This window comes from Micromonospora sp. NPDC000121 (genome assembly GCF_042899165.1).
GTDB lineage: Bacteria > Actinomycetota > Actinomycetes > Mycobacteriales > Micromonosporaceae > Micromonospora.
The window spans coordinates 351,860-364,664 of the sequence record NZ_JBIAZP010000003.1 but is presented as its reverse complement, the minus strand read 5'-3'; the positions used below and the strand labels follow the sequence as shown (position 1 = coordinate 364,664).

The 12,805-nt window shown below is 72.7% G+C and carries 10 protein-coding genes; 7 read left to right on the top strand and 3 right to left on the bottom strand.

Annotation, left to right across the window (positions count from 1 at the left end; genetic code table 11):
- Nucleotides 1–28: 28 nt before the first annotated feature.
- The 3 genes from ACFY23_RS12175 to ACFY23_RS12165 are packed head-to-tail and all read right to left on the bottom strand — an operon-like array spanning nt 29 to nt 4,339.
- A complete protein-coding gene (locus ACFY23_RS12175) occupies nt 29–2,437 on the bottom strand; it encodes a hypothetical protein (RefSeq protein ID WP_350678816.1) in 2,409 nt (802 codons plus the stop codon).
- A 3-nt stretch (nt 2,438–2,440) separates the two neighbouring features.
- The gene (locus ACFY23_RS12170; protein WP_350678818.1) at nt 2,441–3,553 is read right to left on the bottom strand and encodes a WXG100 family type VII secretion target; all 1,113 of its coding nucleotides are present in this window, start codon (nt 3,551–3,553) and stop codon (nt 2,441–2,443) included.
- Between the two features lie 33 nt (nt 3,554–3,586).
- The gene (locus ACFY23_RS12165) at nt 3,587–4,339 is read right to left on the bottom strand and encodes a WXG100 family type VII secretion target (RefSeq protein WP_350678820.1); all 753 of its coding nucleotides are present in this window, start codon (nt 4,337–4,339) and stop codon (nt 3,587–3,589) included.
- 189 nt (nt 4,340–4,528) lie between these two features.
- Between ACFY23_RS12165 and eccCa the strand changes: the two genes are divergently transcribed.
- The 7 genes from eccCa (at nt 4,529) to ACFY23_RS12130 (ending at nt 12,805) form a co-directional block, all read left to right on the top strand.
- Nucleotides 4,529–8,479 carry a type VII secretion protein EccCa gene (gene eccCa / locus ACFY23_RS12160; protein WP_350678822.1) on the top strand — a complete coding sequence of 1,317 codons (3,951 nt, stop codon included), beginning with the start codon at nt 4,529–4,531 and terminating at the stop codon, nt 8,477–8,479.
- A gap of 178 nt (nt 8,480–8,657) precedes the next feature.
- Nucleotides 8,658–9,008 (top strand): hypothetical protein, encoded by a 351-nt coding sequence (locus ACFY23_RS12155; protein WP_350678824.1) that lies wholly within the window; start codon nt 8,658–8,660, stop codon nt 9,006–9,008.
- 25 nt (nt 9,009–9,033) lie between these two features.
- On the top strand, nt 9,034–9,336 hold the full coding sequence (locus tag ACFY23_RS12150) for a WXG100 family type VII secretion target (protein ID WP_350678826.1): 303 nt from the start codon (nt 9,034–9,036) through the stop codon (nt 9,334–9,336).
- 113 nt (nt 9,337–9,449) lie between these two features.
- On the top strand, nt 9,450–9,773 hold the full coding sequence (locus ACFY23_RS12145) for a hypothetical protein (protein WP_350678828.1): 324 nt from the start codon (nt 9,450–9,452) through the stop codon (nt 9,771–9,773).
- 64 nt (nt 9,774–9,837) lie between these two features.
- On the top strand, nt 9,838–11,094 hold the full coding sequence (locus tag ACFY23_RS12140) for a WXG100 family type VII secretion target (protein WP_350678830.1): 1,257 nt from the start codon (nt 9,838–9,840) through the stop codon (nt 11,092–11,094).
- Nucleotides 11,091–12,404, top strand: coding sequence for an alpha/beta hydrolase (locus tag ACFY23_RS12135; protein ID WP_350678832.1), 1,314 nt, complete (start codon nt 11,091–11,093; stop codon nt 12,402–12,404). Before ACFY23_RS12140 ends, ACFY23_RS12135 begins: the two co-directional genes overlap by 4 nt.
- On the top strand, nt 12,401–12,805 hold the full coding sequence (locus tag ACFY23_RS12130) for a hypothetical protein (protein WP_350678834.1): 405 nt from the start codon (nt 12,401–12,403) through the stop codon (nt 12,803–12,805). Before ACFY23_RS12135 ends, ACFY23_RS12130 begins: the two co-directional genes overlap by 4 nt.

Below are 12,805 nucleotides of genomic sequence, written 5' to 3'. Positions count from 1 at the left end.
CCCGCTGGCGTCGTAGCCCGCCAGTGGACTACGGCCGCCGCCCCTGCACGTCGTATTGGATCGACTCACGGGTATGAGTCGCAAGGTTTGCGAGATATACGTACTGCGCGGCGGTGGTGTAGGCGTCCATGTAGTCGGCCCGGCCCGGGTCGGCCCGGGCCCACCGTACGGCCTCCTCGGCGGCCGCGCCGTGCAGCGCGCCAACCGGTACGGTCGGGGCCGATCCGCCGTTGCGCAGCTCGAAACTGGCGAGGTCGCCGGCCGCCGTGTACACGGTCCCGTTGCCGGTGAACTGCGGGTGGTGGAACACGTCGGTGGGCAGGCTCTGCGGATGCACCGGGGCGGGCGCCTGCAGGGCACCGGTGACGACGTTGGCCGCCTGCCCGAAGGCGAAGCCGGCGAAGTCGCCGACCTCCGGCAGCTTGCCGACGCCGAAGCCGACCACGTCCTTGACCGCGTTGGCGATCGCCACCTGCCGGGCGTACGCCTCCTGCGCCGTACGGGTGGCCTGCTCGGCGTCCTGCACGTTGGCGTACCAGATCGCGTTGGCGGCCGCGGCGTTGGTCAGGCCGTCCACGTTGCCCGCGTACCGGCCCGCCTGTTCCATCGGGATCGTGCCGGCGTCGGCCTGGCGCAGCAGGTACTCCTGGTACAGGTCGGCGGCCGCGCTGATCTCGTCCCGGCCGTCCTGGGTGACCTGACCGAGCATCAGCATGTGCCGGGCGTCGGTGCTGCCCAGGCGCTGCGCCGCCGGATCGGTGTCCAACCCGTCGAGCGGCTGGGCGTACAGATCCATGTTCGGCACGGTGGCCCGGGCGATCGCCTCGGCGAAGTGCGGGTTCTCCCGCATCGCGGTCAACGTCTGCGGGTACGACGCCGGGTCGGTCATCGTCTGGGCGAGGTTGACGTACGCACCGCGGGCCAGGTCGCGCTCGGCGGGATCGGCGGTTCCGGCACCGATCCAGTCGACGACCCGGCCCGCGGTGACGCCGTCGTCCGCCCACCCGAAGCCGGCCAGTCGGCGCAGTGTCTCGCCGTCGCTGGCCAGCGCCGCGTCGGCGACGTGGTTCCGGGTGGACACGTCGAGCAGCGTGGTCATCGTCGCATCCACCCGGGGCTTGTCCCAGAGCACCGCGTCGTCGGTCGACACGTAGTACCCGGGCTGGTCGGGGCTGTGCCGGGAAAGGTCGTCGAGTCGCTGGGTCACGTCGGCAATCTCACCGACCCGACGGGTCACCGCGGCGGAATAGTCGGCTCCGGCGACGAGATCCCGGTCGGCCGCGCCGGTCAGCTGGGACAGCGCCTCCCACTGGGCATAGCGGGGCACGTCCAGCCGGTTGGTGTAGACCGTCTCGCCGAGCGCCCCGGTCAGCGGCGCGCGGCCCGGCGTCGCCGGCACCTCGTGCGTGAAGCCGAACGAGGTGGTGCCGATGTTCGTCTCGGTGGTCGCCCGGGCGTGCACGAGGTCGCGGATCGCGGCAGGCAGGTCGGCCGGGTCCTGCGACAGGGTCAGGATGCCGTTGCCGACGGTCCGCAGCATCGCCTGCCGATCGGCGGGGGCGAAGCCCGGGGCCGTCTCGCCGAAGATGCCGAACAGGCTGGTCTGGTAGCGGTGCTCGGTGGCGTTGACGTAGCCCGGCAGGTCGAACACCCGGTCGCCGAGCGCGCCGTAGAACGAGGTCAGGAATGCCTTGTCCGCGGCGGACGGTGGCTGGCCGTTGCGTACCCGGTCGGTGATCACGGCGAGTTGCGCCATGCTCTGGCGGAACTGCGCCGGCGAGACGTCTCCGGCGAGCGCGGCCCGCACCGTCTCTGCCACGTGACGTCCGTCGGCGCCGGCCGCGGCGGCCGGACCGGCGGCGCCCACCGGGTGCGGCCCGCCGAGCTCGGTGGCGACCTGCGCCAGCACCACACCAAGCCGGTCCCACACCCCGCGCATCGCGCTCAACGCCTGCTCGCCGACGTGCCGGGCCTGCCCGAGCAGAGCGGAGACCTGGCTGCTCGGCACCGCCCCGGCGGCGGCCACCAGGAGCTGGGCGTTGGCCCGGAACCGGGCGATGACCGTGTCGGCGGTGCTCGCGGCGGCCTCCAGTCCGCCGGCTGCGCGTTCCAGCCCGGCGGCGTGCCGGCGCAGCCGCGCCTCGGCGCCGTCCAGCCCGATGGTGACCCGGCCGGCGGCGGCGCCGAACGCGTCGTACGCGGAGCCGTGCCAGTGCGCCGAGAGCCCGGTCCGGCGCCGGGTCAGCTCGCCGCAGACGCCCGCCGCCTGGTCGGCGATCGCCAGATAGGAGTGGGCTACGGCCCGCAGCCCGGCCGGGTCGCCGGTCATCTGCCGGCGGTATTCGTCGAGCACCGTGGCGTACCGGGAGAGCAGCCAGGACAGCGCGCCCGACAGGTTGACGGTGTGTCCGACGAGGACGGGAGAGACGCCGGTCACCGGTCAGTCCACCTTGACCGAGCCGTCGGCGCCGACGCTGATGTCGGCGTTGACGGTCTGCCCACCGGAGCTGGCGCTGACCTCGATGTCGAAGGCGCGGCCGGTATCCACCGGCACCTCGACGGTCAGCGTCATGTCACCCTTGCTGGCCGTGATCGTCACGTCGTCGTCGCCGTCGTCGGTGGGCCCGGACGGGGCGGACGGCGGCGACTCGCCACCCGACGCGGCCGGTGGGATCGGCAGGGTCTGCACCGGGCCGGTGGGCGTCATCGTCACCGGCGTACCCCCGGAGGGGAGCGTGGACTGACCGGGTTGGACCGCCACCCACTGGTCGGTGCCGAGCGCCGACGGTACGTAGCTGCTCATCGAACCACCGGCCGGGTAGCCCGCGCCGGTGAACGACGGCATGCCGTAGCCGCCGTAGCCGCCGCCCAACACCGCCTGCCCCGCGCCGGTGGCGACGCTGGCCATCGGCGGCGGCGCGAGGACGGGGTTGCCCGCGCTCCCGGCCGGCAGCGCCGGAGCGGGCGCCGCCCCGCCGTCGTTGTTCTTCGAGAACAACTGCTCGACCTGCCCGACGATGGTGGCCAGACCGGTCAGGATCTGGCCGAGGTTGGTCACCCCGATGGCGGTGAGGATGCCGCCGATACCGGTGAGGAACGCCTTGAGGATCCCGGTGGTGCTGACCGCCAGGGCCCGGCCGGCCGCCTGGGTGTACGGATTGGACATCAGCGCGGCCACCGTCGGGTTGACCGCGCCGACCACCGCCCGGTAGGCCGACTGCGCGGTGGTCAGCTGCGCCGCGGCCCCCTCGAGTTCCCGAACGCCGGCGTACACGGTCTCGATGATCTGCTGGAAGCTGGCGAAGGACTTGTTCAGCTTCTGCACCACGGAGTCGCTCGCCGAGCCGGCGGACCACACCTCACGCAGTTGCTCGCGGGCCCGCTCCAGGTCGGCCAACAGTGTGACCAGCCGGGCCACCCGCGCGGTCAACGCCGCGGCGTGGGCAAGGATCGCCTGCGGGTTACCGCCCACGATCGTGGGCAGCGCGACGGTGCCGGGCCCGCGACCGCCGGCGGCGGCGTCCATCGCGCCCGAGTTGGGGATGTCAAACACGACGCACCTCTCTCGGCTTCAGGTCGTCGGGGCTCACCACAGCGAGGTCGCATCCGTCATCGGGCGGTAGACCCGGACGCGTCCGAACTCCGCCGCCGAGCCGACCGCTCCGTGGTTGTAGAGCTGGCCGCCCGCGCCGGCGACACCGATCACCGGGCCACCGTCACCGGCGACGGGCTGCACGACCACCACGTCGCCGGGGTGCACCAGGCCGGAGACGTCCCGCCCGCTGCCCGAGTAGACCGCCAACAGGCCGACCCGTTCCTGGTTGGCCGGGCTGCGGTCGAGCCAGTCGGCGAAGTCCCGCGCGTCGCGGAAGGTGACCTCGGTCAGGGGCCGGGCCGACAGCTCACCGAGCCCCGCCCGGCCCAGGTAGTCCAGTATGTTGCCGACCGAACCGGGCTCCCCGGCCGCGCCCGCGCTGTCGTTGATCGCGTAGCCGGCGAGGGCGGCGCTGGGCGCCGCACCGGTGCCGTTGGGTGCCCCGCCCAGCGCGGCGGCGACCGCCCGGTCCGCCTCGTCGTAGTCGTTGGCGCTGCGGTGCACCAGGTCGTTGATCTCCTGCAGCAGTTGCAGCAGCGTCCGCATGGTGCCGACGACCTGCCCCTGCATCGCGATGTTCGCCGACGCGACCGGGGAGCCCAGCTTCGCGAACGACGTCGGCGCGATGGTGAGCCGCTCCAACTCCATCACCGTGCTGTACGCCTGGAGCAGAATGCCGACGACGTTGCCGACCACTCCACGTACGGCATCCGGCCGCACGTTGTACGACGAGCCTGTCGTCATCGTTCGCACCTTCCCGCCAGATCGTCCACGCCGGGCCGGGCAACTCGACCGTGCTGAGGCGGTTCCCGGATGGTTGCGGGTCATCGTAGGTTGGTGCGCGCGAGCCCTTAAACGGCAAAACTACCCACGATCTGCTCTGTCAAAGTGACCACGGGTTCCGATTTCTTCGGGCCGAGGAGGCACCGCCGGATGTCCGCCGACACCTTCCGCCGCCGGGCTGTACTGCCCGAACCACCACGCGGCGAGATCATGCTGCAGTCCCCGCCCGCCCTGCCCCGCGGGTCCAGCCAGGCCGGCATGCAGCTGATGTTCATGCTGCCGATGATGCTCGGCATGGGCGCCATGTCGTTCGTCTACATCGGGCGGTCCGGCGGGGCGATGACCTGGATCTTCGGCGCCCTGTACATCAGCGCCATGGCCGGCATGCTGATAATGAGCCTGTCGCGCGGTGGCGCATCGAAGAAGGCGCAGATCAACGACGAGCGACGCGACTACCTGCGGTACCTCGGCGGCCTGCGCGGCCAGGTCCGTGAGGTGGCGGTCCGCCAACGGGAGGCGGCCCTGGCGGCGCTGCCCGACCCGGCCGACCTGTGGTCGTTCGCCGGCACCGAGCGGCTCTGGGAGCGGGCCCGCACCGATCCCGACTTCGGCCGGGTCCGGGTCGGCACCGGACCGCAGCGGCTGGCCACCGCGCTGCGGGCGCCGCAGACCGCCCCGCTGGAGGACCTCGATCCGGTGGCGTCCACCTCGCTGCGGCACTTCATCCGCACCTACGCGACCGTCGGAGGGCTGCCGGTGGCGGTGTCCCTGCGCTCGTTCCAGCGGGTCAGCCTGGCCGGCGACCGCCCCGAGATCCTGGCCCTCGCCCGAGCCCTGCTGGCCCACCTGGTCACCTTCCACTCCCCGGACAACCTGCGCGTCGCCGCCTGCGCCGGGCCGGACCGGCAGGACGGCTGGGACTGGCTGAAGTGGCTGCCCCACGCGGTGCATCCGGGTCGGGCCGACGCGAGTGGGCCGACCCGGTTGGTCGCCCCCACCCTCAGTGAGTTGGCCGCGCTGCTGGCCGACGATCCGGCCGATCCGGCGGCCCGCGGCCCGTTCAGACCGGGTGCCCGGCCCGAAGCGCCGCACCTGCTGATCGTGCTCGACGGAGCCGGCACGCTGCCCGATGCCGGGCTCGCCCCACCCGACGGCCTGGCCGGCACCACCATCCTGGAGATCGGCGGCGGGTCGGGCGGTGGCGCCGACGCGCTCGATCTGGTGATCGCCGAGGGTCGGCTCGGCATGCGCACCCCGGACGGCGTCTCCCTGGTCGGCGTGCCCGACCGGCTCAGCGTCGCCGGCGCCGAGGTGATCGCCCGGCAGCTCACCGCGTTGCACACCGGCACACCCACTGCCAGCGAGCAGCCGCTGTCCACCACCTTCGGCCTGGCCGACCTGCTCGGCATCGGCGACCCCCGCCGGCTCGACCCGAAAGTCACCTGGCGCCCCCGGCCGGCCCGGGACCGGCTGCGCATCCCGATCGGGGTGGATCCCGACGGGCGCCCGGTCGACCTGGACCTCAAGGAGTCGGCCGAAGGGGGCATGGGCCCGCACGGGCTGGTCATCGGGGCCACCGGGTCCGGCAAGAGCGAACTGCTGCGCACCCTGGTCACCGGGCTCGCCGCCACCCACTCCTCGGAGACGCTCAACCTGGCCCTGATCGACTTCAAGGGCGGCGCCACCTTCGCCGGCATGACCGGCCTGCCGCACACCTGCGCGGTGATCACCAACCTCGCGGCCGACCTGACCCTGGTCGACCGGATGGCCGACGCGCTCCGCGGCGAGCTGGTCCGCCGCCAGGAACTGCTGCGGGCCGCCGGGAACTACGCGTCGGTACGCGACTACGAGCGGGCCCGGGCCGAGGGCACACCGCTGCAACCGCTGCCCTCGCTGCTGGTGATCATCGACGAGTTCAGCGAACTGCTCTCCAGCCGGCCCGAGTTCATCGACCTGTTCGTGATGATCGGTCGCCTCGGCCGCAGCCTCGGCGTACACCTGATGCTCGCCTCGCAACGACTCGAGGAGGGGCGGCTGCGCGGCCTGGACAGCCACCTGAGCTACCGGATCGGTCTGCGCACCTTCTCCGCGGCGGAGAGCCGGGCGGTGCTCGGGGTGTCCGACGCGTACGAGCTGCCGCCGGTGCCCGGGTCGGCGTACCTGAAGTGGGACACCACCACCCTGCAACGGTTCAAGGCCGCGTACGTCTCCGGCGAACTGCCGCCCGAGCAGGTGGCCGCCGAGTCCGAGGAGATCCCGTACGAGCGGCGGGTGCTGCCGTTCGGGCTCGCCCCGCTGGCGCCGGCCGAGGCGGTACCCGCACCGGCGCCGGCGAACGGCCCCGACACCGCGGCGACCAAGGGCGAGACCGTGCTGAGCGCCATGATCGGCCGGCTGCTCGGCAACGGGCCCGCCGCGCACCAGATCTGGCTGCCACCGCTGGCCGAACCGCCCGCCCTGGACCAACTGCTGCCGCCGCTGGGCATCGACCCGCAGCGCGGTCTGACCCCGGTGGGCTGGGCCGGCAACGGGCAGCTCACCGTGCCGCTGGCCATCGTGGACAAGCCGTTCGAGCAACGCCGGGACCTGTTGTGGGCGGAGCTGTCCGGGGCGGCCGGGCACGCGCTCGTGCTCGGCGCACCGCAGAGCGGCAAGAGCACCCTGCTGCGTACGCTGGTGAGCGCGCTGGCACTCACCCACACCCCCACCGAGGTGCAGTTCTTCCTGCTCGACTTCGGTGGCGGTGGCCTGGCCACCCTCTCCGGCCTGCCGCATGTCAGCGGCTACGCCAACCGGATGGACGCCGAACGGGTCCGCCGGATCGTCGCCGAGCTGACCGGCCTGCTGGCCGAGCGGGAGCAGTCGTTCGCCGCGCACGGCATCGACTCGATCTCCGACTTCCGGCGCCGCCCACCGCCCAGCCCGGACGGACGAACGTTCGGCGACGTGTTCCTCGTCGTCGACGGCTGGATGACCCTGCGCCAGGAGTTCGAGCCGCTGGACGAGTCGGTCACCACGCTCGCCGCCCGCGGCCTCGGGTTCGGCCTGCACGTCGTGCTGTCGGCCAACCGGGCGATGGAGATCCGACCGGCCCTGCGCGACCTGATCGGCACCCACGTCGAGCTGCGCCTCGGCGACCCCGCCGACTCGGCGTACGACCGGCGGGCCGCGGCCGACGTGCCGAAGGGCGCCCCGGGACGCGGGCTCACCGCCGACAAGCTGCACTTCCTCGGCGGGCTGCCGCGCATCGACGGCCGCACCACGGTCAGCGACCTGCCCGACGGCGCGAGCAACCTGGTCAAGCAGGTGGAAGCGAGCTGGCACGGCCCACGCGCTCCCCAGGTGCGGTTGCTGCCCCGGCTGGTGCCGGCCACCGACCTGCCCGGCCCGGTCCCCGGGGACCGGCGGATCCCGATCGGGCTGGCCGAGGCGGACCTGAAACCGGCCTACCTGGACTTCGACGCCGACCCGCACTTCCTCGCCTTCGGCGACGTGGAGTCCGGCAAGACCGGGCTGCTGCGGGTGCTCGCCCAGCAGATCGCGGCCCGCTACTCGGTGGCCGAGGCCGCGGTCATCGTCGCCGACTACCGGCGCGGGCTGGTGGACGCGCTCACCGGCCCGCACCTGCTCGGCTACGCCGGCAGCGAGCCGGTGCTCGCGCAGCTCGTCGCCGAGGCCGCCGAGGGACTGCGGCGACGCCTGCCCGGTCCGGAGGTGACCGCCACCGAGTTGCGCGACCGCAGCTGGTGGAACGGTCCCGAGCTGTTCGTCCTCGTCGACGACTACGACCTGGTGGTGTCACCGAGCCGCAACCCACTCGCGCCCCTGCTGGACTTCCTGCCCCAGGCCAAGGACGTCGGCCTGCATCTGGTGCTCACCCGCCGGTCCGGCGGCGCCAGCCGAAGCCTGTTCGAGCCGGTCGTGCAGCGGCTGCGCGACCTGGGCACACCGGGCCTGCTGCTCTCCGGGTCCCGCGACGAGGGCGCGCTGCTGGCCGACGTCAAGCCCAGCAAACAGCCGCCCGGACGTGGGCAGTTGGTGGACCGGCGGACCGGGGTGTCGCTGGTGCAGCTCGCCTGGGCGCAGACCGACCCGGCCTGATCAGGACCGGTCGATGTACGGGTCCGGCGCCCTGGCCCTCGGATCCCTGTGGGTAATAGTGCCGTGTAGGCGACGGGGTACTTGTGCCGTACTACCAAGGGTGACGGATGCATAGCATCCCCAGCGTGTACGGCGCCGCGAGTCGGCGCGCGACCTTGCCAAGAGGAGGTGAACCGACGTGGCCAGTCCCGGATACCAGAGTGATGCCGCCGCGATGACGCGAGCGGTCAGCGGGTTCGACGAAGCCGCCACCAACACGGCTCAGAGCATGGCGCAACTGGAGAGCGAACTCGTGTCGGTACTGAGCCGGTACGCCGGTAACCAGGCCACCGCTTTCTGGCAGCTGCAAGGCCGGCTGCAGGAGAGCATGCGGGTTGCGTCACGGGAACTGCAGACCATGTCCGGCCTGGTCAACGAGAGCTTCCGCAACTACAACACCGGTGACGTGGCGGCCGCCGACTCGCTGCGGGGCCTCACCGGCGCCGTGGGCGAGGGCAGCCCCGTACTCAGCCGGCTGGCCGGCGCCTAACCTGCCCGGAAAGGGGTGATGTGAGATGACCGCCGATGTGATCAACGTCGAATTCGCCGCGCTGCGGGCCGCCGCCGACTCGTTGCAGGTCAAGGCCCAGGCGTTGAACGGCCACATGGACCAGTTGCAGAGCAGCCTGGCCCCGATCAAGCAGACCTGGTACGCCTCCGGCAGCGCCGCCGGTCAGGCCGCGGAGCAGTCCGAGACGCGGCTGCGGGCGGCGCTGGCCGACATCATCGCGGTGATCGGTCAGTTCTCCGCCAAGGTGAACGAGGCGCACGACACCCAGTTGGCGCTGGAGAACCGGAACACCAGCTTCTTCGCCTGAGCCGGGGCGGTCAGCGGCGGCGTGGGGTGGGGCGGGATCCGCCTCCACCCGACGCCGCCGCCCCGCTCGCCGGCGTCGTTCTCAGCCGAGCTCCGAGACAGGAGAGCGCGACGATGTCCCACGAGGAGTCGTTCCGGGTCCACCTCGAATCGCTGCTGGCGTTCGCCCGTGAGTTGGAGGACCAGCTGGAGGCGATGCGCAAACCGACGGACGGCCTCGGCCAGTTGCGCATCCGGCCGGTCCGGCTCGGCGAGTTCGGCGAGGCGGCGTCGCTGGCCGAGCGGCACCGGGCCGCCGCCGAACAGATGCACGAACTGCTGCACACCGTGCGGGAGGCGATCGCCTTCGCCAACGACGTGACCCGCATGATCGCGGACGGGTACGCCGACTACGACATCGGCGTCGCCACGTCCTTCCGGGCGCACGGAAGGGACTGACACGATGCCGCGTGGACGCGGTCGCGCGCGTAGCGACTTCAGCCAGTACAGCCATCACGAACTCATGCGAATGCTGCACGCCGGCGAACCGAAGTCGGTGACCGAGGCGGCCGAGGGCTGGGGAGCGGCCGGCACCGCGCTGCACGAGCGCGCCGGCGACATCGAGCGCCAGCTCCGCGAGTTCGAGCAGTGGTGGGACGGCGGGGCCGCCCGGCAGTACAAGCTGATGATCAATGATCTGACCTCGGGTATCCGGCAGGTGGCCAGCACCGCGTTCGCGGTGCGTGACCTGGCCTACTCCTCCGCAGAGGCGCTCACGACGGCCCAGAAGTCGATGCCCGCCCCGGTCGCCGTACCCGATCTCGCCCCCTCCGTCATCGCCGCCGCGACCACGCCCCTGGTCGTACCCGCGGACACTCCGGCCAGCACGGTCGAGACGCTCCGCCAGCACCAGGCCGAGGCGGTCGCCGAGGTCAACGCCCAGCAGCGGGCACAGGCCGCCTCGGACGCGGCTCACCAGCAGGCGGTGCAGGTGATGACCACCCTCGCCACCGAGTACGTCACCGCCGAGGACGCGATGCCGGTCACCCCGAGCGCGGCGTCCCGACCGGCCACCGGCACGCCGATCGAGGAGCCGCCGCCGGTCACGCCAGCCCCACCGCTGGTTCCGCAGCCCGGTGGCGGCGTGCCGTCCGTACCGGCCGGGACGCCGGTCGACCCGGCCACGACCCCCGTCGACCCGGACGCGGCGCCGCCGCCGCCGGCAACCCAACCCCGGCCGCTGTTCGGCACGATGTTCACCGCCGGTCTGGCCGCGGCCGCCGCCGCGCTCGGCGGGCGGTTCACCACCGTGCCGCCCGGGCTGGGAGCCAAGCCGACGGGCGAGAAGAAGGACGAGAAGAAGGACGCCGCCCCGGTGGCCACGGCCAACGACCGGGCCCCCGGCGGCGGCGCCCGGATCTCCGCCGGCGGTGCGGGTGGCGGTGGTGTCGGTGGTGTCGGTGGCGGCGGAGGCGGCGTCGACATGTCGCCGGTGGCGAACCAGTCCCTGGCTGGTCAGGCCGGCGGCCCGACGGCGAGCGGGCTCGCCGGAGCCGTGGGGACCGCCGCCGGGGTGGCCGCGGCGAAGGGCATGGCCGGCGGCTTCATGCCGGCGATGCCCTTCGCCCCGATGGGGGCGGGCGACGCCGCCGGCAGCCGGCGCATCCCGCCGTGGCTGGTCGAGACCGAAGACGTGTGGGGCGAGCAGTCGGTGGTGACGCCGGCGGTGATCGGCGAGGAGCCTGAGTCGGACCAGCCGGGGGCCCGGTCATGGAGGTGACCAGCACCGGATTCCGAGCCGTCCCGGCCGCGCTGGACTCCGCGGCGGCCGAACTCACCGGAAGCGCCGACCGGTTGAACACCATCCGCGGGCAACTCACCGCGCAAGCCGTCGACGGCAAGGCGTTCGGGTTGGTGCCGCAGTCCCAACGGGCCATGCAGGCACACGGCAACAGTCTGCAGCTCAGCAGCACCGAGCTGGAGTCGGCGGCGACGCAGACCCGGCGGTTGGCCACCGGGGTGACCGCCGCGGTGACCAACTACCGGCGGGGCGACATCCAGGTCAGCCAGGCATTCCGGCAACTGCTGGGTGATCTGGGCGGTGGCACCACGCTGGCCGCCGCCGGGGCCGCCGCGCCCGCCGGCACCGCCCCGTTCGGCACCCGCATCGCGGCCAACCGTTCGGCGATCGCCGCCGAGTTGACGGCCGAACGGCAGCGCCTCGCCACCTATCGGGCCCAGCTCACCGGGGACCCGGGCGCCGACCACCAACTGCGCGAGACCATCAATCGGTCGCAGGCGCGCATCGAACTGTACGAGAACGTCATCGCCGAACACCGCAAGATCCTCTCGTTCGACCCGTCCGGTGACGGATCGATGGTGGAGTTGGTCGGCGACATCGACGCCGGCACCCGCAACGTCGCCGTGTTCGTCCCGGGCACCTTCTCCGAGCTGTCCAACTTCGAGCGGTACCGCGACGGTGCGGTCGGCTTCGTCGACGCGGCCCCCCGCCGGGATCTGGCCATGGTCGTCTGGATGGACGGCGACCTGCCCTCCAACCTGTTCCCGCAGGCCCCGTCGGCCAGCTACGCCGACAACCTCGGGCCCCGGCTCGCCGACTTCTCCCGTGAGCTGCGTGCCGAGATCGCCGGCTCCGCCGCGGCTGGCAACGACGTGCAGGTCACCTTCGCCGGCCACTCGTACGGCGGCGCGGTGGTCGGCACCGCCGAGCAGCACGGGTTGGACGCCGACCGGATCCTGCACATCGAGTCGGCGGGCATGGGCCACGACGTGGACGGCCCGGAGGACCTGCGGCCGGCCCAGCCCGATGTGCAGCGGTACTCGATGACCGCCCCCGGCGATCCGATCGCCTGGGTCCGGGACATCAACATCGGCAACTGGGGGCACGGCGCCGACCCCGACGAGTTCCCGGGCGTGATCCGGCTGGAGACCGGCAACTACGCCGACGGTCGACCGCTGGAGGGCGTTTCCGCGCACTCCGACGTGCTGACCTACCACAGTGACGCGTGGTGGAACATCTATCAGGTGTTCACCAACGGCCCGCTGGTGACGGTACCGTCGTTGCCGTGACCAAGCCGATCGACTTCGCGCCACTGGCCGCCGTCGCCGAGCCGTTGCGGGCCGTGCTGGACAAGGTCGCCGCGCGGTTCGGCGCCGACGTCCGGGTCAGCCGCGACGAACAGCTCGACTGCGACCCGTTCCGGCCGGCCGGCGTGCCGAGCGAGTCGGTGCGCTGGGAGTACAACCTGCGGGTTCCCACCCCGCCCGGTGCCGTCGAGATCCTGCTCTCCGAGGTGGTGCCGGAGCTGAGCGCGGACGGTTGGCGAGCCACCGACCGCAGCGGCGCGACCGAGGTGGCCTACCAGTTCCAGCGGGACGGGGCGCACCTCGGCGTACACATCTCCCGAGACGGCACCGGCGACGTGGTGGTGGGCGGCTCCAGCCGCTGCGTACCGACCGAGGTGCCGTAG